Origin of the sequence: Polaromonas sp., assembly GCF_030689685.1 — a bacterium.
GTDB lineage: Bacteria > Pseudomonadota > Gammaproteobacteria > Burkholderiales > Burkholderiaceae_C > Polaromonas.
In genome coordinates this window covers 15031-34848 of the sequence record NZ_JAUYEY010000091.1, presented here as the reverse complement: position 1 = coordinate 34848, position 19818 = coordinate 15031, and the positions used below count along the sequence as shown (strand labels likewise).

At 60.8% G+C, this 19818-nt stretch carries 18 protein-coding genes; 9 read left to right on the top strand and 9 right to left on the bottom strand.

Going from position 1 to position 19818, the window contains the following annotated elements:
- Positions 1 to 57: 57 nt before the first annotated feature.
- Both Q8O29_RS19085 and Q8O29_RS19080 read right to left on the bottom strand, forming a co-directional pair.
- A complete protein-coding gene (locus Q8O29_RS19085) occupies positions 58 to 1257 on the bottom strand; it encodes a fatty acid desaturase (protein WP_305565706.1) in 1200 nt (399 codons plus the stop codon).
- Between the two features lie 199 nt (positions 1258 to 1456).
- Positions 1457 to 2710, bottom strand: coding sequence for an RsmB/NOP family class I SAM-dependent RNA methyltransferase (locus Q8O29_RS19080; RefSeq protein ID WP_305565704.1), 1254 nt, complete (start codon positions 2708 to 2710; stop codon positions 1457 to 1459).
- A gap of 52 nt (positions 2711 to 2762) precedes the next feature.
- On the opposite strand from Q8O29_RS19080, the gene Q8O29_RS19075 reads away from it, so the two are divergent.
- The 3 genes from Q8O29_RS19075 (at position 2763) to Q8O29_RS19065 (ending at position 5188) form a co-directional block, all read left to right on the top strand.
- Complete coding sequence (locus tag Q8O29_RS19075; protein ID WP_371134285.1) at positions 2763 to 3011, top strand: DUF1653 domain-containing protein; 249 nt, start codon at positions 2763 to 2765, stop codon at positions 3009 to 3011.
- Positions 3012 to 3036: 25 nt separating this feature from the next.
- Positions 3037 to 4662: a peptide chain release factor 3 gene (locus Q8O29_RS19070; RefSeq protein WP_305565702.1), complete on the top strand. Its 1626-nt coding sequence runs from the start codon at positions 3037 to 3039 to the stop codon at positions 4660 to 4662.
- A 67-nt stretch (positions 4663 to 4729) separates the two neighbouring features.
- Entirely contained in the window at positions 4730 to 5188 is a 459-nt protein-coding gene (locus Q8O29_RS19065; RefSeq protein ID WP_305565700.1) for a hypothetical protein, read from the top strand.
- A gap of 182 nt (positions 5189 to 5370) precedes the next feature.
- Here the strand turns inward: Q8O29_RS19065 and Q8O29_RS19060 are convergent, their stop codons facing one another.
- Complete coding sequence (locus Q8O29_RS19060; RefSeq protein WP_305565698.1) at positions 5371 to 5847, bottom strand: hypothetical protein; 477 nt, start codon at positions 5845 to 5847, stop codon at positions 5371 to 5373.
- Positions 5848 to 6287: 440 nt separating this feature from the next.
- Here Q8O29_RS19060 and Q8O29_RS19055 point away from each other — a divergent pair, with 440 nt between their 5' ends.
- Together Q8O29_RS19055 and Q8O29_RS19050 are read left to right on the top strand one after the other, a co-directional pair.
- Positions 6288 to 6542: a type II toxin-antitoxin system prevent-host-death family antitoxin gene (locus tag Q8O29_RS19055; RefSeq protein ID WP_305565696.1), complete on the top strand. Its 255-nt coding sequence runs from the start codon at positions 6288 to 6290 to the stop codon at positions 6540 to 6542.
- Positions 6539 to 6973, top strand: coding sequence for a type II toxin-antitoxin system VapC family toxin (locus Q8O29_RS19050; RefSeq protein WP_305565694.1), 435 nt, complete (start codon positions 6539 to 6541; stop codon positions 6971 to 6973). The genes Q8O29_RS19055 and Q8O29_RS19050 overlap by 4 nt, the downstream gene beginning before the upstream one ends.
- Positions 6974 to 7123: 150 nt before the next feature.
- Here Q8O29_RS19050 and Q8O29_RS19045 read toward each other — a convergent pair whose 3' ends face one another.
- From Q8O29_RS19045 to Q8O29_RS19035, 3 genes are all read right to left on the bottom strand, one after another.
- Positions 7124 to 8041 carry a DUF3616 domain-containing protein gene (locus Q8O29_RS19045; protein WP_305565692.1) on the bottom strand — a complete coding sequence of 306 codons (918 nt, stop codon included), beginning with the start codon at positions 8039 to 8041 and terminating at the stop codon, positions 7124 to 7126.
- A 105-nt stretch (positions 8042 to 8146) separates the two neighbouring features.
- Positions 8147 to 9526, bottom strand: coding sequence for an esterase-like activity of phytase family protein (locus Q8O29_RS19040; protein WP_371134282.1), 1380 nt, complete (start codon positions 9524 to 9526; stop codon positions 8147 to 8149).
- Positions 9527 to 9597: 71 nt separating this feature from the next.
- Positions 9598 to 10065 (bottom strand): Lrp/AsnC family transcriptional regulator, encoded by a 468-nt coding sequence (locus Q8O29_RS19035; protein ID WP_305565690.1) that lies wholly within the window; start codon positions 10063 to 10065, stop codon positions 9598 to 9600.
- Positions 10066 to 10166: 101 nt separating this feature from the next.
- Here Q8O29_RS19035 and mdeB point away from each other — a divergent pair, with 101 nt between their 5' ends.
- Positions 10167 to 12848, top strand: a complete 2682-nt coding sequence (gene mdeB / locus Q8O29_RS19030) for an alpha-ketoglutarate dehydrogenase (RefSeq protein ID WP_305565688.1) — start codon at positions 10167 to 10169, stop codon at positions 12846 to 12848.
- 91 nt (positions 12849 to 12939) lie between these two features.
- On the opposite strand, the gene Q8O29_RS19025 is transcribed toward mdeB, so the two are convergent.
- The 3 genes from Q8O29_RS19025 to Q8O29_RS19015 all read right to left on the bottom strand — a co-directional run bounded on the left by Q8O29_RS19025 (position 12940) and on the right by Q8O29_RS19015 (position 15445).
- Complete coding sequence (locus tag Q8O29_RS19025) at positions 12940 to 13494, bottom strand: fasciclin domain-containing protein (protein ID WP_305565686.1); 555 nt, start codon at positions 13492 to 13494, stop codon at positions 12940 to 12942.
- A gap of 138 nt (positions 13495 to 13632) precedes the next feature.
- Complete coding sequence (gene purN, locus Q8O29_RS19020; RefSeq protein ID WP_305565684.1) at positions 13633 to 14226, bottom strand: phosphoribosylglycinamide formyltransferase; 594 nt, start codon at positions 14224 to 14226, stop codon at positions 13633 to 13635.
- A gap of 31 nt (positions 14227 to 14257) precedes the next feature.
- On the bottom strand, positions 14258 to 15445 hold the full coding sequence (locus tag Q8O29_RS19015; RefSeq protein WP_305565681.1) for an MFS transporter: 1188 nt from the start codon (positions 15443 to 15445) through the stop codon (positions 14258 to 14260).
- Between the two features lie 152 nt (positions 15446 to 15597).
- Here Q8O29_RS19015 and Q8O29_RS19010 point away from each other — a divergent pair, with 152 nt between their 5' ends.
- From Q8O29_RS19010 to Q8O29_RS19000, 3 genes are all read left to right on the top strand, one after another.
- Positions 15598 to 16800, top strand: coding sequence for an acyl-CoA dehydrogenase family protein (locus Q8O29_RS19010; protein ID WP_305565679.1), 1203 nt, complete (start codon positions 15598 to 15600; stop codon positions 16798 to 16800).
- A 95-nt stretch (positions 16801 to 16895) separates the two neighbouring features.
- Positions 16896 to 18011 (top strand): acyl-CoA dehydrogenase family protein, encoded by a 1116-nt coding sequence (locus Q8O29_RS19005; RefSeq protein WP_305565677.1) that lies wholly within the window; start codon positions 16896 to 16898, stop codon positions 18009 to 18011.
- A 203-nt stretch (positions 18012 to 18214) separates the two neighbouring features.
- Positions 18215 to 19594, top strand: a complete 1380-nt coding sequence (locus Q8O29_RS19000) for an alpha/beta fold hydrolase (protein WP_371134283.1) — start codon at positions 18215 to 18217, stop codon at positions 19592 to 19594.
- Positions 19595 to 19818 lie beyond the last annotated feature (224 nt).

Genomic DNA, 19818 nt, shown 5'->3' with positions numbered 1-19818 from the left:
AAGGCTGCAGCAGCGGTAAAGCTGGTGCAGCCCGATGACGCGGGACCGACTGAAACTTCAGGCGCGTGCGGCGCGCAGATTCATCGAAAAATCACGCAGCGCCGTAATACCGCTTTCTTCAGCACGGCGGCACCAGGCCTGCAGGTCGCTGGCCAGTTGCTCGCGCGAGGCTGAGGTTGACAACCACATCTGGCGCAATTCTTCACGCATGGTGACCATCTTGTCGAGCACCGGGTGCTCGGCACGGGCCTGGGCAATCTGGGGCTTGGCGGCCGCAGGAACCTTGTCGTCATCACGATGCAGCCAGCGGTTGGCAGCCTTCAGCACCGAGATGTCGGCCTTGCGGGCCTTGAGCGCCTCGATTTCCAACTGGCCGGCGCGGCGAAGTTCACGCGCGAACCCGGCCATCACCTCGTAGCGGTGGGCGATCAGGGCTTCCAGCGTTTTCTCGTCAGCCACCGGCTGGATGGAACCGAGCGTCAGCTTGGGCGGCACCTTTTTGACGGTCGCCAGACCAATCTTCTCCAGGCCACGAATATAGGTCCAGCCAATGTCGAACTCATACGGCTTGACCGAGAACTTGGCCGAAGTCGGGTAGGTGTGGTGGTTGTTGTGCAACTCTTCACCGCCAATCATGATGCCCCAAGGCGAAATATTGGTGCTGGCGTCAGGCGCCTCAAAGTTGCGGTACCCCCAGTAGTGGCCAATACCGTTGATGATGCCGGCCGCTGTCACGGGAATCCATACCATTTGCACCGCCCACACGGCCAGACCGGCTGCGCCGAACAATGCCAGGTTGATGATCATCATCAGGCCCACGCCCTGCCAGCTATAACGTGTATACAAATTGCGTTCGAGCCAGTCGTTCGGCGTGCCATGACCGTACTTGACCATGGTTTCCTTGTTTTTGCTTTCGGCGCGGTACAGCTCGGCGCCTTGCCAGAACACCTTCTTGATGCCAAGGGCCTGAGGGCTGTGCGGGTCGTCAATGGTCTCGCATTTGGCGTGGTGCTTGCGGTGAATCGACACCCACTCCTTGGTGACCTGGCCGGTACCCAGCCAGAGCCAGAAACGGAAGAAGTGTGACGGGATCGCGTGCAGGTCCATGGCGCGATGCGCCTGATGACGGTGCAGGTAAATCGTCACGCTGGCAATCGTGATATGCGTCGTCACCAGCGTGTACAGCACAATTTGCCACCAGCTAGCGGCAATCAGGCCATGGGCCAGCCAGTCAAGGGCGGCGTCAAACAAAATCATGGGGGTCCTTTAAACAATTTGTAACAGTGCCCTGCATACCGTACTACAACCGTGCTGGACAACTCAACTATTGTAGGCTGGGGCTGACCGAATCACCGAACCGCAGCAGTGAAGAAACCTGCGTTTCCGGTAAAACTACGGTAAATCCTGAAAAATCGCTGAGAATGTGACATTTAACGGCTTCATGCTGCTAACTGTTTCAAACCTTTTGCCAAACAGCGGCGAAAAAACCGTCTGTCTGATGCAGATAAGGCCACAGGCGCAGATAAGGCCCGCTGCATAATTTTGCAGCCCCCTCCACTCCGAGATGCGTCAAAACATCGCTGCTTTCAAGAGGCGTGAAATCTTTATTCGCGTCGCTGAAGGCTTGGACAATGGCTTCATTTTCATCGCGCAACACACTGCAGGTGGCGTACACCAGTCGTCCGCCAGGTTTCAGCAGGCGCGCAGCGCTTTGAAGGATGGCGGCCTGCTTGACCGTCAGTTCTTCGATGGCCTTGGGCGTCTGCCGCCACTTCAGGTCGGGATTGCGCCTCAGCGTCCCCAGTCCGGAACATGGGGCATCGATCAGCACGCGGTCGATCTTGCCGGCCAGGCGCTTGATGCGGTCGTCGCGCTCATGGGCAATCGCCACGGGATGGACATTGGACAGGCCGCTGCGCGCCAGTCGAGGCTTCAACGCATCGAGCCGGTGGCCCGAGGTGTCAAAGGCATACAGGCGCCCGGTGTTGCGCATGCTGGCGCCCAGAGCCAGGGTCTTGCCGCCGGCGCCGGCGCAGAAGTCCACCACCATTTCGCCGCGTTTGGCATCGACCAGCAGGGCCAGCAACTGCGAGCCTTCGTCCTGCACCTCGATGGCGCCGCGGGTGAAGGCGTCCAGCTTGTTCAGGGCCGGTTTGGTCGTCATGCGCAGGCCCCAGGGCGAATATGGCGTTGCTACTGTTTTAATAGCTGCTTTCGCAAGCTCTTTCTGAACTTCAGCCCGCTTGTCCTTGAGTGTGTTAACGCGCAGATCCAGGCCAGCGGGCGCATTGAGGCTCTCCACCAGCGGCCAGAAGTCGTCACCGAGCTGGGCTTTCAGCGGCTCAACCAGCCAGGCCGGCAGGTTGTGCCGGTGCAACTCCATCAGGTCCGCAGGCTGAACCTGGTCGCAACGCGACAGCCAGTCTTTCTCCTGGTCTGTGAGCGCACCCAGCAGAAAATCACGCTCTGCAGCGAAACCGAGGATGGCCAGACGCCGTTCGGTCGGGCCGCTGCCATGCTGGGCCAGGTAGGTGAAGAGGTTTTTCTTGCGCAACACCCCGTAAATCGTCTCGGCCACCGTGGCGCGCTCGCGCGGGCCCAGGCGTTGCTCTCGAAAATGGCGCGACACCACCATGTCGGCGGGGTGGTCGAAACGGAGAACCTGCTTGAGGAGAACAGTACAACTATCGAGTAAGGCGTTAGGATGCATGCCCCATTGTCCCACCGCAGGCGCGCAAGCCGCCTCAAGAACCTGGATGACCATGCCCGACGCGCTTGCACCCCTGATAGAAACCCCGCCAGGCCTGTACCGCCACTACAAGGGCCTGATGTACGAGGTGGTGGGCACGGTGCGCCATAGCGAAAGCCTGGAGCCGATGACGCTGTACCGTGCACTGTATGGCGACAAAGGGCTGTGGGTGCGACCCACCGCGATGTTCAATGAAGAAGTTGTGATCAACGGCGTGCAGCAGCCACGTTTCGCACGGCAACCCGGCTCGACCGGGCAATAGCCTGCGTCACCGATAATCGTGGGTTATGTCCTCACCGCACGAATTCTCCGAAATAGAAAAACAGGTCAAACGCCGCCGCACGTTTGCCATCATTTCCCACCCCGACGCAGGCAAAACCACGCTGACTGAAAAGCTGCTGCTGTTCTCGGGCGCAATCCAGATTGCCGGCAGCGTGAAGGCACGCAAGGCCGCGCGCCATGCCACCAGCGACTGGATGGAAATTGAAAAGCAGCGCGGTATCTCGGTGGCCTCATCGGTCATGCAGATGGAATACCGGGGTTGCGTGATCAACCTGCTCGACACGCCCGGTCACCAGGATTTTTCCGAAGACACCTACCGCGTGTTGACCGCCGTCGATGCCGCGTTGATGGTGATCGATGCGGCCAACGGTGTCGAACCGCAAACCCGCCGCCTGCTGCAGGTCTGCCGCGCCCGCAACACACCCATCCTGACCTTTGTCAACAAGATGGACCGCGAGGTGCAGGACCCGATGAGTGTGATGGACGAGATCGAGCAGGAGCTCGGCATGACGGTGGTGCCCTTTACTTGGCCGGTCGGTATGGGCAAGCTGTTCCACGGCGTGTATGACCGGCGCGAAAAACGCATGCGGGTCTTCAGCCCCGGCGAAGACAAGGCCGGCGGCGACGATGAAATTTTGGCAGGCCTGGACAACGCCGAAGCTGCCAAACGTTTCGGTGCCGAGTTCACCCAGGCGCAGGGCGAGCTGGAACTGCTGGAAGGCGCCTCGCCGGAATTTGACCGCGCCGCCTTTCTGGCCGGCAAACAGACGCCGATGTTCTTCGGCTCGGCGATCAACAACTTTGGCGTTCAGGAGGTGCTGGACGCGCTGGTGGACCTGGCCCCCGCGCCTGGCGACCGCACTGCCATGCAGCGCGTCGTTCACCCCGAAGAAAAAAAATTCTCGGGTGTCGTCTTCAAGATCCAGGCGAACATGGACCCGGCGCACCGCGACCGCATTGCGTTTTTGCGCGTGGCCAGTGGCGAGTTCACACGCGGCATGCGCCTGAAGGTTGTGCGCAGCGGCAAAGAGTTGCGGCCCAACACGGTGGTGAGTTTCATGAGCCAGCGCCGCGAGCTGCTGGACACCGCCTTTGCCGGCGACATCATCGGTATTCCCAACCACGGCGTGTTGCAACTCGGCGATACGCTGACCGAAGGCGAGGCCCTGCAGTTCACCGGTCTGCCCTTTTTTGCGCCGGAGATGTTCCGCGCGGTCGAAGTGGCTGACCCACTGCGCAGCAAGCAGTTGCGCGCCGGCCTGACACAGCTCGGCGAAGAAGGCGCGATTCAGGTGTTCCGGCCAATTGCTGGTTCTCTGTTACTGCTTGGTGCCGTCGGTCAGCTGCAGTTTGAAGTGGTGGCACACCGGCTGGAGCATGAGTACGGCGTCAAGGCGCGCATCCTGGGCAGCCAGTTCAATCTGGCACGCTGGGTCACCTGTGATGACCCGAACGAGTTGAAAAAATTCATGGATGCCAATTCGCACCGCGTGGCACTGGATGCGGTCGATGCGCCGACCCTGCTGGTGGACCATAGCGCCACACTGCGTGCGGTGGAGCAGCAATGGCCCAAAATCAAGTTCCACTCGCTGCGTGAGCACGCGGGCTTGGTGTTTCAATCAAAAATTTAACGATTTAGCGCTCCAGCCCGATGAATACGGTCGGCCAAGAGCCGACACTCAACTCGAACATCGCCTCATGAATCCATCCACGCTAGAGCTTGAGGCCGACTTGGCAGTAGCGGTTGAGTATTTCAAGCACGATGAACTCGCGGCCCTTCTCCCGTTCATGCACAATTTTCCAATGAACTGCTGTCAGGTTGTGAGCGCGCTGCTCGCCCACGCGCTGTCGGTCAAGTATCCAAGCGCAACAGTCCTGCAAGTGCATGGCACGAATCCAACCAATGACCAACACCACTTCTGGGTTGAAGTTAATGGCAAGGTCATCGACCCGACGGCGTATCAGTTCGAAACGGCGAGCGAGCCTTTCGTTTGCGATGCTCCGAACCCACTCATTGCAAATTTTCCGCATGTTAAGAAAGAGCATTCGGACGCTTCACTGGAATCCTTCAGCGAAAACTTTCAACGCATCGATGCAGCGATGCAAGCCGAGATACTTAAGCGGCTGCAGGGCAAGTTGGGGCCCATCCAACCATGAATGCAACTTGCTAACTTTTACTTCGATCTTGAAATTCGGAAAGTGAAAGACGGCTTTGAGTCCAAACGGGTTACTTTCGCGCCGTCGACATCTGACTCCTTGCAGCCCTTCGCAGACTTTCGCTGCCAACCCCTTTATGGCCCAGATTGCAGCGAAGATGCTTATCTCGACGTTGTTCGAGCCTACCGACCGTCCGACATCTTGTCTTTAGCAAGCATTCGCTGGAGAGACGGCAAATGACCACTGACGATTCCCGCGTCATTGCCTTCAACTGTCGCGCGCATGAAGTAAAAATTGCCCCGTCTCCATGAGTAGCCTTCGGCGTTCACGTTCGCTAGTCCATATACATTCGAAAGCTCATCGACGACTCGGAGCAAATGGCTGCGAGTTTCGAAACCGTGCACTACAACGCTGACGACGCGAGCTTCGTGTACCGTGGCTACGATGGATTTAACTGGACGCCCGCCAAAATTCGGAATGATGGCTACGCAATTAAACGAATTTAGTACCGGTGGGACCCTATGTTCTGACTGGTAGCCTGCCGGGCAGCGGATCATCTCGGCGCCGGGTTCAAACCCCTTCAGTGGATAGCCATCTCCTGCGCAAACGCCAGTCATAGCAAGACATAGCCCAACTGCGCCGATTAGTCTTTTAAGCATTCACCACTCCTTGTTCGTTGCACACAGCCGCCTCGCACCGCATTCTGCCATTGAAAAAAGCATCCAGGCCGCTCTCTGTGATCAACTCAAGCGCCTCGCTGGAACCATTTTCTGTCGTGCAAGGCCGACCCTCTGAACGGCTCCTTTGGGCCTTCAGTTGCCGCCAGGTGAATTTCAAGAAACTCGGAACAGCAGTGGCCCAAGATCAGGTTCCACGCGCTGCGTGAGCACGCCGGACTGGTGTTTCAGGCAAAAATTTAGCGTTTTTTGGCCTCCGCCCCTTATTAGCCGTGCGCGAGCAGCTATAAATTTCGTAGCAATTCGCAGGCGGAGAAATCACTTTTCTCTGGCTCGCAAATTGTATATATGTTTCTACAATTTTGGAAAATCCTCTTGTTTGAGGTAACATATCTACAATTCAGAAGCCAAGGAGTGTGCGCATGCCCATCACCACCCTGTCAAGCCGTCAGTTCAATCAAGACTCCAGCCATGCCAAAAAAGCGGCGCAGACGGGGCCGGTCATCATCACAGACCGCGGCCAGCCTGCCCATGTGCTGTTGACCTTTGAGGCGTACAAAAAAATTACCCGCGTCAATACCAAGATTGCCGATTTGCTGGCCATGCCCGGCGCTGAGAGCCTTGAGCTTGAAATTGCGACGCCTCGTGACTTGGCGCAGGCGGCGGATTTGACTTGATGTACCTGCTGGACACCAACGTCGTCTCCGAACTGCGCAAAATCCGGCTGGGCAAAGCAGACCTGCAGGTTGCAGCGTGGGCCGACAGCGTAGAAGCTGCCGACCTCTACCTGTCAGCGATCACGCTCCAGGAGTTGGAAATAGGTGTGTTGCTGGCCGAACGCCGGGACCCGACCCAGGGCGCCATCTTCAGAGCGTGGCTCAATGGCCATGTCTTGCCGGCTTTCGATGGCCGCGTTCTCTCGGTGGATACCGCAGTGGCGCAGCGCAGCGCCCGGCTGCATGTGCCCGACCCGCGCCCGGTCCGCGATGGACTCATCGCCGCGACGGCGCTGGTACACGGCATGACGGTTGTGACGCGCAACGTGGCAGATTTTGAGCCAACCGGCGCGAAAATTCTCAACCCGTGGGTTAGCCAGAGTGCCGCTTGAACCGCTGAATGGGCGGGCGCTGCGTGAGCACGCAGGACTGGTGTTTCAGTCAAAAATATAGCGTTTTAGGCCTCTGGCCCATACCTGACTTGCGCGTACAGCTATTATTTTGATAGCGCATCTTGTTCACACCAGAGTCCGACTTTCCCCTCAAGGCGCTATTTGCAGTTGCCCGGGCGCCAGCAGCACAAAACGGGCAAAGCGCCCTTTCTCACGCTTGCCGTCATCGCTGACGATGACGATGCGGGCCTGACCATCGATCACTGCTGCACTCACCCCTTCCGCACGCTCAAAGTGCTGCAGACCTGGAACCGTCACACGGCGCGCGGGCGAAAGAGCCTGGCCGCTCCAGAACCAGAGTCCAAATGCCTGGTCCGCCAACGATGCAGGTCCGCTGATGATGAGGTAGCCATCAAGCGACGCGATCCAGGACATGCCGCGAATGCCCTGCCCACCCAGGTCAAGCGTCTGCAAGCTGGCCGACACGTGCGGTACCTCGCCAGCTTCAAAAATAGCAGACGGGTTGTCGATGCTGGCAATGATGGCTGCGCCACCGACCAGCGGGCTGCGAAACCCCACCAGTAACCACTGCCGGTCGGGCGTGATCTCCAGCGCCTCAATGTTCAGGCCGCCGTCTGACTTCACGTCTTCAATCTGCGCTGCGGCTGCCAGCACCGGGTGCGTTGCAACCAAGGCCAGCTTGAGCCCGGTGACCACCATGGGGGAGCGAACCCGGTCGCCCTCAATCTGGAAACGCACCAGCTTGTCGCGCGATTTCTTCTCATCCCCATCGTCGCTGCGCGAATGCGATGTGACTGCATAAAGGTAGCCCAAGGAGTCGGCCGTCAATCCTTCGAGATCATCAAGCTTCCAGAACGGGTTGTTACCCTCAAACCAGCCGGGGCGCATGGCCTTGCTCTTGACTGTACCGTCGGCGCTCAGCGTGACCAGGCTGAAAGGATGCTCTTTTTCATCTTCCACCACCAGGAAACGCCCATCGGCCAGTTGCTGGATAGCCGATGGCTCGTAAAGATCTGTCAGCGGCAGAAACTGAGGCGGGACTGGCATGGTGTTTATCCGGAGCGTGTCAGGCCTCCACTGTATCGGCAAACGGGCGGCGGGTGTGGGTGTAAGCCGCAGGCGTGTCAGCGACACAACCGCGCCCACCGCTCATTAGTTCGCGTTCAGAAAGTCCCCGACTTCCAGCAGAATCAGCTCGTTGTCGTCGGCCTTGTTCGGCTCTCGGCTGCTGGAGAACGGCAGGTTGTTGTCGTTGCCAACAATGATGTGCCTGGCGTCCACCACATCGACGTTTTCGATGGTGAAGAAGGGAAAAGTCAGCACGCCATTGTTCAGCGGTTTGCGTGCCAGTTTGTTCGGGTCGGCAATGGCCATCAGGTCGATGTAAGCGATCTTGCGCAGCGCGCCACCGGCATTGGCATCGTTCAATTCGACCTTGTACACGCGCTTGAATTTAGCGAGATCGTGAAAACAATCGGTGCGTTTCTGACCTTCAGGACAAGCCTTGTCGGCCGTGCCTTCGCCGTTGTCTCGCTCGATGATCAGGCCGGTGGTGCCGTCGATCATATTGAAGTCACCAATAGCATTGCCGTTGCCTTCCAGCACATACTTCCAGTGACGACCGGTCCATGATTCGCTTTTCACATCAAACTCCAGCACGCGCAGGTAGTCTTTGCCGTCGAGTTTTTCGTTGGCCTTGGTGGCAGAGTCCCACAACGCGCCTTCCAGCAGGGCATACAGCTTGCTGCCGTCTTTGGAAGCGGCCATGCCTTCAAAACCCCGTGATCGGCGTACCTGGAAATCGACCACGCCGCCGGGTGCGGCCGGGGTTGTCACAGCCGGGTGATCGGGTGAACGCACAGCTTTTCCGTCGACCATGGTCTCAAACACCGCCAGCACCTTGCCCTTCATGTCAGCCTTGATCAGCCAGGGGCCGAGCTCGTCGCCTATCCACAGCGCGCCACCCGCCAGCTGAAAGCTCTCGGTATCAAAGTCACTGCCTGTCAGGTAGCGCTGTTTTGTGCCTTCCTGAACGATGCGAAACGGCACCTTCTTGTCGGGGTCGTGCAGAAAAATGGTTTCCAGCCGCTTCATCGCGCCGCTTTTGAAATCGATGTCGTAGCGATTCAGGTACAGCATGGTGTCGGGCGAGTTGGCTTTGGAGCCAAAACCGTTATCGGTCAGTATCCAGAAGCTGCCGTCGGGCATTTTCTTGATGCCCGAGTGCCCCTGAATCGGCTGACCCTTGAAGGGCAGGAACACGCCCGTGGGTCGGCCTGCGGACAGGCCTTCAACCGTACCGAAGGCTTCGACCCGTTTGCCGGTCGTGAATTTTCCACTGACCTTCAAGTCTTCAGGCGCGTCTTTGGGCGCCGCGATGAAGGACTGGGCTGGCATCACCACATGACCTGCCAGGGTGGCAGGGAAAGCGGTCTGCGCTTGAAGAGGTGCCGCCAGCATGGCGAGCACCGCAGCAAGCGCAGCAGGCCGTTGAAGTGAGCGCGCTGAGCGGATGGGCTTCGACGAAAACATGTGTATTCCTCCCTGTTGCAAGAAGGTACATGGTGCGCAGGCAATGTGACGGCGCCATGACGCCGCTGCGCTCACAGCTGAGGCAAGGGCAAGGCGGTCTTGTAACGCACCTGCTTGAGCGCAAAACTGGACCGTATCTTGTCGATGCCCGGAATCGGCGTGAGCTGCTCAAGGATGAATTTTTCCAGTGCGCCCATGTCGGCCACCGCCACGCGGATCAGGTAGTCGCTGTCGCCCGTCATCAGGTAACACTCCATCACTTCGTCGTGCTCGGCAATACGCCGCTCGAACTCAGCCAGCGACGCCTTGCTCTGCGAACGCAGGCTGATCGAGATGAACACCGTCAGGCCCAACCCGAGTGCGGCTGCATTGGTGATGGCAACATAACGGTCGATCACCCGCGCAGCTTCCAGCGCCTTGACGCGGGCCAAACAGGGCGACGGGCTCAGGTGCACGCGCCGGGCCAGTTCAACATTGGACAGCGCACCGTCACGTTGCAATTCGTCAAGAATCCGTAAATCAATCACATCCAGCTTCATGGTTTGCGAAATCCCCTATTTGAAGCATTTTATGCTTCATAGATGATAAAAATGACGCATCTCGGTCACTCATGCTGCAGCTCCGTCCGTATATTGAGGCCATGAACGCACCCCTGCCACTGCACACCCTTCTGCACGACATGCCCACTCCCTCACAGCCCGACACCGACCCCCAGGAAACCGCTGAATGGCGCGAAGCCTTCACCGCGCTGACGGCGGCGCAGGGCCCTGAGCGCGCACGTTTTGTTCTCGACGAACTCGCGCGGCTCGCACGCGAGCAGCGGGTGGGCTGGAGGCCCGAGCTGTCCACGCCCTACGTCAACAGCATCAGCGTCAACGAGCAGCCGGTGTTCCCCGGCGACCTGGCCATCGAGGAACGCCTGGCCTCGCTGATGCGCTGGAACGCACTGGCCATGGTGGTGCGCGCCAACCAGGCGGAATCCGGCGGCTCGGCCGAGCTCGGCGGCCACATCGCCAGTTATGCCAGCGCGGCCGACCTGTTCGAAACCGGCTTCAACCATTTTTTCCGTGCCCGCGAAGGTCTCGGCGCGGGCCAGCACCGCGGCGACCTGGTGTTTTTCCAGCCACACAGTGCACCCGGCGTGTATGCCCGCGCTTACCTGGAAGGCCGGCTCGACGAGAAGGATCTGGGCTTTTACCGGCAGGAACTGTCGGCGCCCGGTCAAGGCGCGCAAGGTCTGTCCAGCTACCCGCACCCCTACCTGATGCCTGACTTCTGGCAGTTCCCGACCGGCTCCATGGGGATCGGTCCCATCAGCTCGATTTACCACGCGCGTTTCATGCACTACCTCACGCACCGGCGCTTGCTCGACTGCACCGGACGAAAAGTATGGGGCGTGTTCGGCGACGGCGAGATGGACGAGCCGGAATCGATGAGCGCATTGACCCTGGCCGCGCGTGAAGGCCTGGACAACCTGGTCTGGGTCGTCAACTGCAACCTGCAGCGTCTTGATGGCCCGGTGCGCGGCAACGGCCGCATCATCGACGAGCTGGAAAAACTGTTCGCGGGCGCCGGCTGGAAGGTCATCAAACTGGTCTGGGGCAGCGACTGGGACGGCCTGTTTGCACGCGACTTGACCGGCGCCTTGACGCAGGCCTTTGCCCACACGGTCGATGGCCAGATGCAGACCTTTGCCGCGAAAGACGGTCGCTTCAACCGCGACAACTTCTTCGGCCAGAACGAAGAACTCGCACGGCTGGCGCAGGGCATGAGCGACGAACAGATCGACCGGCTCAAACGCGGCGGCCATGACCTGGTAAAAATTCACGCCGCCTATGCCGCAGCAGCGAACCATAGCGGCCAGCCGACAGTGATCCTGGCGCACACCAAAAAAGGCTATGGCATGGGCAGCGCCGGCCAGGGCAAGATGACCACGCATTCGCAGAAGAAGTTCGACGGCGGTGACCTGATCGAATTCCGCAACCGCTTCAACCTGCCGCTGTCCGACGAGCAGGCGACCAGCCTCAGCTTCTACAAACCCGCTGCCGACAGCGCAGAGATGCAGTACCTGCATGCCCGGCGCCAGGCACTCGGCGGCTACCTGCCCAAACGCGAAACGCTGGCCGATGTGGTGGCCGTACCCGCCCTGCCCGCCTACGCGCAGTTCGCGCTGACGGCCGACGGCAAGGAGATGAGCACCACCATGGCTTTTGTGCGCATGCTAGGCGGTCTGCTCAAAGACCCGGCGCTGGGGCCGAAGATCGTGCCCATCGTCGCTGACGAAGCGCGCACCTTCGGCATGGCCAATCTGTTCAAGCAGGTGGGCATTTATTCCAGCGTCGGCCAGAAGTACGCACCTGAAGACATTGGGTCGGTGCTCAGCTACCGCGAGGCGCTGGACGGCCAGATCCTGGAAGAAGGCATCAGCGAAGCCGGCGCGCTGGCGAGTTGGACGGCGGCCGCCACCAGCTACAGCGTGCACGGGCTGGCGATGCTGCCCTTCTACATTTACTACTCCATGTTCGGCTTCCAGCGTGTCGGCGACCAGATCTGGGCCGCCGCCGACCAGCGCGCACGCGGCTTTTTGCTGGGCGCCACCTCGGGCCGCACCACGCTGGGCGGCGAAGGCCTGCAGCACCAGGACGGCTCCAGCCACCTGGTGGCCGCGACGATTCCGAACTGCAAGGCTTACGACCCTGCGTTTGCCTGCGAACTGGCGGTCATCATCGACCAGGGCATACGCGAGATGATGGTGGCGCAGCAGGACGTGTTTTACTACGTCACGCTGATGAACGAGAACTACGCCCAGCCGGATTTGCGGCCCGGTACGGAGGCCGACATCATTCGTGGATGCTATCAATTTAATAGCTACTTACGTCCACTGGATATGGGCCAACGCCCTAAAAAGCTTGAAAAAATCACACTGATGGGTTCGGGCGCCATTTTGACCGAGGTGATCAAGGCGGCGCAGCAACTGGCCGCACAAGGGATTGAAGCGACGGTTTTCAGCGTGACAAGCTGGAGCGAACTCGCACGTGACGGCGCGGCCTGCCAGCAGCGCGCGCTCGCCGGTGAAACTGCGCCGGAAACCTTCATCGCGCAACAACTGAACGCCAGCGAAGGCCCCATCATCGCCGCCACCGACTACGTGCGCGCCGTGCCCGAAAGCATTCGCGCCTTCCTGCCGCCCGGCCGCAGCTACCTGACGCTGGGCACCGACGGCTTTGGCCGCAGCGACACGCGCGCCGCACTGCGTGGATTTTTTGGCGTGGATGCGGCCAGCATCGTCAAGGCGGCGCTGCACCAACTCCAGTTGCGGTAGTCCGGCAGGCAAACAAAAGCCCCCGCGCGGCGCAAACCGAGCGGGGGCTTTTTTATTTCAGGCTGGCCTCAACCCGTGAGGCCACCAGAAATTATTTAGGCAGCAGCACCTTGTCAACCACGTGGATCACGCCGTTGGACTGGTACACATCAGCAATCGTCACGGTAGACGAGCCGCCTTTTTCATCCGTCACCATGACCTTGCCGCCCATGGCCTTGGCCGTCAGCGTACCGCCGGCCACGGTTTTCAGGGATGCAGAGCCCTTGCCGTCGGCAATCGCTTTGGTCAGCGCGGCGGCGTCCATCTTGCCCGCCACCACGTGGTAGGTCAGGATGCCAGTCAGCATGCCCTTGTTTTCAGGCTTGAGCAGCGTGTCCACGGTGCCAGCAGGCAGCGCTGCGAAGGCGGCGTTGACCGGTGCAAACACGGTGAAGGGACCGGCGCTTTTCAGGGTATCAACCAAGCCGGCGGCCTTGACGGCAGCAACCAGGGTGGTGTGGTCCTTGGAGTTGACGGCGTTGTCGATGATGTCTTTGGAAGCCAGCATGGGCGCGCCGCCGACCATCACCTGGGCGAAGGAAGAAGCCGCTGTCATGGACAGCATGACCGCGAGACCGATGGAAGCGAGTTTGTGTTTCGTTTGCATGTGAATACCTTTTGATGAAGTTGAACAATCAGCCGACATCCAGGAGGGGATATCAACGGCTGTGTTGAATACGAACCCCATCCGGGATTGGATTCAACCGTTCGCTCGACTCGGGTATCTTTTTGTATCTTCAGCAGTTCAAGCTTGAGTTTGCAGCCAGCCGCGCACGGCCAGCGGATACAGCAGGTGCTCCTGCACCAGCACCCGCGCGGCCAGCGTCTCGGCCGTGTCATCTGGCAGCACCGGCACCGCCGCCTGCGCAAGAATGGGGCCGTGGTCAAGTTCGGCCGTCACCTGGTGCACCGTACAACCGGCCTGCTTGCAACCGGCTTCGATGGCACGCTGGTGCGTGTTCAGCCCGGTGAAGGCCGGCAGCAGCGAGGGATGGATGTTGATCAATCGCCCGGCATAGTGGCCGACAAAACCCGGCGTGAGAATGCGCATGAAACCGGCCAGCACCACCAGCGCGGGCTGGTAGCCGTCAATCAGCCGCATTAGCGCAGCATCAAAGGCTTCGCGCGAGTCAAAATCCTTGTGGCTGAGAACCTGCGTAGCTATGCCCAGCGCTTGTGCCAGCCGCAGCCCCGGAGCGTCGGGCCGGTTGCTGATCACGGCGGCGATGCTGGCGCCGAACTGGTTTTTCCAGTCCTGCTGCTGTGCGGCCTGGGCGATGGCGGCCATGTTGGAGCCGCTGCCTGAAATCAGGATGACGATGTTTTTTGGGTTGGGCATAGGGCGGAAAGCGTGCGATGAATTGTCGCGGTCACAACCGAGGCGCTGGCCGCCGCGCCAGCGCAAACAGCGCAAAGGAGGCCACGCCCATGCCCACCAGCCCCCAGAGCAGACCGGTGTAGCCGCCCAGCCCGAACAGCGCCCAGGCTGTCAGGAAAGGCGCGGCCGCGCGTGTGCACAGCGCGATGCCCGACATGGCGCCGCCGATACGGCCCACGTTTTCACGGCCGTAAAAGTCGGGGACGATGTTGCTGCGCACGATGGTGATCAGGCCGTTGGCCACACCGAACAGCACCGCAAAAGCAAGCAGCACCATGGGCTGGCGGCCCAGCGCAAACAGCGCCAGCGACACCGGAAACAACGCCAGCACCGTGAGCCCGAGCGCGCGCTGGTTCAGCGAACGGCCCAGCCACAGAAAGGCAAATCGCCCTGCGACCTGCGCCGGGCCGAACCAGATCATCACGGCCACCGCCTCGGCCTGTGTCAGCCCGCGCGATTCAAACGCCGGCATCAAGTGTGCCCAAATGGTCGAAATCGCAAAGATATAGAAGGTGAAGGCGGCGGTCAGCAGCCAGAAGGTGCTGCCCTGCATGGCCTGGCGCAGCGTCGCCTGGTCCTGCGCCGCTTCCACTGGCGGGGCGCCGGGGGGCAGTGGCCGTTTCCAGGCTCCGCGCAACACCCAGGCATGCAGCGGCGCAACCAACAGCAGGGCCAGCGCCATCACCAGCAGCGCAGGGCGCCAGCCCAGGCGAGCCTGTAGCCAGGCCACAGCCGGAAACGACAGCGTGCTGGCAAAACCACCGACCAACGTGATGGTGGTGATGCCCTGGCGGTAACGCTCGGGGAAGCGTTTGGTGATCTCCATGAAAGCCGGCTCGTACAGCGTCATGGCCATGGCCAGCCCCAGCAGGGCCCAGGCCAGGTACAGCAGCGGCAGGTTGTGCGCCTGCGACCAGAGCGCGCAGCCGGCCGCGCCCAGCAGTGCCCCCCCGGTCAGCACATCGCGCCCACGCCCGCAGTCAATCGCTGCGCCGACCGCATAGGTGGCCAGGCCCCAGACCATCAGGCCCAGTGTGAAGGCGCCCATGATGTCGGGCTGGCTCCAGCCCATGTCGCGCTGCATCGGCAGCACAAACGAGGAAAAACCGTAATACAAAACCGCCCAGACAAGAATCTGGCCGACACTGAGGGCGCTGATGATGGTGCGGTAAGACGGCAAGATGTGCTGATTATCCCGGCACGGCCAGGACGACTTCGTGTCGGGGTTCTGCAAGGCGGAATCGCTCGCTATTTGTCCCAACTGGGACATAAGATTCCGAACGACCGTGCTAAAAATGCGACGTTACCGAACCGATTGGAGACATGCCGTTTATGGATCTAGCTTTCACCCCTGAAGAACAGAAATTCCGCGAAGACATACGCGCCTGGGTGGGTGCCAACCTTCCGGCCGACATCTCGCACAAGGTGCACAACGCCCTGCGCCTGTCGCGTGACGACATGCAGCGCTGGGCCAGAATCCTCGGCAAAAAAGGCTGGCTCGGTCATGGCTGGCCCAAGGAGTTTGGCGGCCCGGGCTGGAACGCGGTGCAAAAACATTTGTTTGAAGAAGAATGTGCACTGGCCGGTGCGCCGCGTGTCGTGCCCTTTGGCCCGGTGATGGTGGCGCCGGTGATCATGGCTTTCGGCAGCCCCGAGCAGCAGAAACGTTTCCTGCCCGGCATTGCCAGCGGCGAGGTGTGGTGGAGCCAGGGCTACAGCGAGCCGGGTTCAGGCTCGGATCTGGCATCCGTGAAGTGCAAGGCTGAACGCCAGGGCGACAAATACATTGTCAATGGCCAGAAAACCTGGACCACGCTGGGCCAGTACGGCGAATGGATTTTCTGCCTGGTGCGCACCAGTACCGAAGGCAAGCCGCAAACCGGCATTTCCTTTTTGCTGATCGACATGAAGTCGCCCGGCGTCACCGTCCGGCCCATCGTGCTGCTGGACGGCGAGGCCGAGGTCAATGAGGTGTGGTTCGACAACGTCGAAGTGCCGGCGGACAACCTGGTGGGTGAAGAAAACAAGGGCTGGACCTACGCCAAACACCTGCTCAGCCACGAACGCACCAACATTGCCGATGTGAACCGTGCCAAGCGCGAGCTCGAGCGCCTCAAGCGCATCGCCAAAGCCGAAGGCGTGTACGACCCTGCTGTGGACGGCCCATCGGCCGGGCGTTTCCGCGACGAGATTGCCAAGCTCGAAGTCGATGTGATGGCCCTGGAAATGTTGGTGCTGCGTGTGTTGTCGGCAGAGAAATCCGGCAAGAACTCGCTGGACATCGCTGGCCTGCTGAAAATCCGCGGCAGCGAAATCCAGCAGCGCTACAGCGAGCTCATGATGCTGGCGGCCGGCCCCTTCAGCCTGCCGTTTATCGAAGAAGCCATGGAAGCCGGCTGGCAAGGCGACTTCCCCGGCGGCGTGGCTGCCAATGCGCCGCTGGCCTCGACTTATTTCAACCTGCGCAAGACCACAATTTATGGTGGCAGCAATGAAGTGCAGCGCAACATTGTGTCGCAGTTTGTTCTGGGTTAACGGAGCCGTTCGGGCTGAGCCTGTCCAAGCCCTGCACGTACATCACATACCCTTCGACAAGCTCAGGGTGAACGGCCACATTTTGGAGAGTACGCATGGATTTTGATTTCACTGACGACCAGGAACAGTTGCGCGACGCGGTACGCAAATGGGTCGACAAGGCCTATGACTTGGAGCGCCGCCGCGGCATCGCCAAAGCCGGCGGTTTTTCGCGCGAAGCCTACGGCCAGCTCGCCGAACTCGGCCTGTGCGGCCTCTACATTCCCGAAGCCAACGACGGCCTGGGCATGGGCCCGGTTGAGGGCATGGTGGTGATGGAAGAACTGGGCCGCGGCATTGTGGCCGAGCCTTTTGCCCAGACCCTGATCGCCAGCGGCGTGTTGTCCAGCTACGCGCCGGGAGATGTCAAGGCCGCCTGGTTGCCGAAAATTGCCAGCGGCGACGCGCTGGTGGTGCTCGCGTCGCAGGAGCGCGCTGCCCGCTACCAGCTCGATGTTTGCGAAGCAAAAGCGGCCTCAGCCCATGCTGGCTGGACATTGTCTGCTACAAAAACCGTAGTACCCGCTGGTGACAACGCCGACGCCTTCATCGTGCCGGCGCAGGCCAAGGGCAAGATCGCGCTGTTTCTGGTGGAACACACGGCCACCGGTGTCAGCACCCGCGGCTACGGCACGCAGGACGGTGGCCGCGCCGCCGACGTGGTGCTCCAGGACGCACCCGCCACGCTGATCACGCTGGACGGCCTGACCGCGCTCGAACATGCGGTAGACATCGGCATCGCCGCCACCTGCGCCGAAGCCGTGGGCGTGATGGACAAGACCCTGGCCATCACCGTCGAGTACATGAACACGCGCAAACAGTTTGGTGTGGTGATCAGCAGCTTCCAGGCCCTGCGGCACCGCGTGGCCGACATGAAGATGCAGCTGGAGCTGGCCCGCTCCATGAGTTATTACGCCTCGCTCAAGCTCAACGCACCGGCTGCAGAGCGCCGCGCCGCGATGGCGCGCGCCAAATACCAGTTGGGCAACTCCATGCGTTTTGTCGGCCAGCAGGCGGTGCAACTGCACGGCGGCATTGGCGTGACGGATGAATACATCGTCAGCCACTACTTCAAGAAACTGACGCAGATGGAGATGAGTTTCGGCGACTCGCTGCATCACCTCGGCGAGGTTTCGGCCCGCATGCAGGACACTGCGGGCGTCTTCGCCTAGAGATGTGGCCCCCACGCTTGTCGCTTCGCGTACTACGCTGCCCCCCAAGGGGGCCGCTGCGCCTGCGGACTGGCAGAGCCAGATCCGCAGCCCCTGTTTGAAGTGAGATGCCTCCGCGAGCACCTCCGTTTATCCTGAGCTTGTCGAAGGACATGCCGCATAGTCACTAGTCACTGTTACAACTGTTGGGAGACAAAACCATGATGATGCAACGCCGCCTTCTTCTCGTGATTGCTGCCGCCGGCCTGACGCTCGCCGGTTGCGCCACCGCGCCCGCGCCCGAACAGCACCCGCCGATTGTTTTTGTGCACGGCAACGGCGACACCGCCGCGCTGTGGCAGACCAGCATCTGGCGCTTTGAGTCCAACGGGTGGCCGCGCGCGCGCCTGCACGCCATCGACCTGCCCTACCCGCTGGCGCGCGACGACGACGGCAAGGCCCAGCCCGGCCGCACCTCCACGGCAGACCACATGGCCTTCCTCAAGTCCGAGGTGGACAAGGTGCTGCAGGCCACCGGCGCCCGCCAGGTCGTGCTGGTCGGCAACTCGCGCGGCGGCAATGCGATTCGCAACTACATCTACAATGGCGGCGGCGCGGCTCGGGTGAGCCACGCCATCCTGGGCGGCACGCCGAATCACGGCGTCTGGGCCATCAAGGGCTTTCGCGAAGTCAATGAGTTTGCAGGCACCGGGCCTTTCCTGACCGCGCTCAATGCGCCGAAAAATGCGGCTGGCGACGAAGTCACCGGCCCGGTGAAATGGCTGACCCTGCGTTCGGACAACAACGACAAGTTCGCCCAGCCGGATGGCCTGTGGATAGGCGCGAAAGGTACACCCACCAATGTGACCTTCGAAGGCCCGGCGCTCAAGGGCGCTACCAATATGGTGCTGCCGCGCGTCGATCACCGCGAAACCTCGTTCTCGCCCGCCGCCTTTGAGGCCACCTACCGCTTCATCACCGGCAAAAATCCGCAAACCCTCGCCATCCAGCCGGAAGCGCCCATCGTGCTCAACGGCAAGATCAGCAGTCTGGGCCTGACCCCGACCGATCCGGCCTCCGGTAACTATGCCAACAACCTGCCGCTGCCCGGCGCGCAACTGATGGTGTTCGCCACCGACCCCGCCACCGGCGCACGCATCGGCAATGCCGTCCACAGCAAAACCGTGGGCACCGACGGCCTGTGGGGCCCGTTCACCGCACAGCCCGGTGTTCAATACGAATTCGCGATTCAGGCCACGGGTTATGCCACCACCCACATCTACCGCAGCCCCTTCCCGCGCTCGAGCAAGTTTGTGAACTTTCGCGCAGAACGCCTGGCTGAGGCCGACAAAACCGCCAAATCCAGCATCACCCTGACCCGCCCACGCGGCTACTTCGACGCGCAACGCGACACCCTCCGTTTTGACGGAAACACCGTGCTGCCCGGCGTGCCGCCCTCAGGCGCCGGCGTTTCAGCGTCCAAGATCAACCTCGCGCAAGACGGCATGCGCCCGATTGCGGCAGAGTTCAACGGCGAAAAAATCACCGGGCGGACGTGGCCTGTCGCCAGCAACCATGTGGTGGTGCTGGAGTTGACTTACTGAGATTTTGGTTGGCCGGGCGCAGGCGTACCTTGATCAAGCAGGATGCGCGCTATTGTGCGTTTCAAAACTCATGACAGTCGGAACGCTCAATCCCTCACCCCACCCCTCTCCCCAAAGGCGAGGGTGAGAGCCGTCCAAATCACTGTCGTGTATTTGGAAAAGATCAATAGGCAGGACTGAGCGCGCTTCGCGGTGCGGTTTGGCGCTTTTCGCGATGGCGGCGA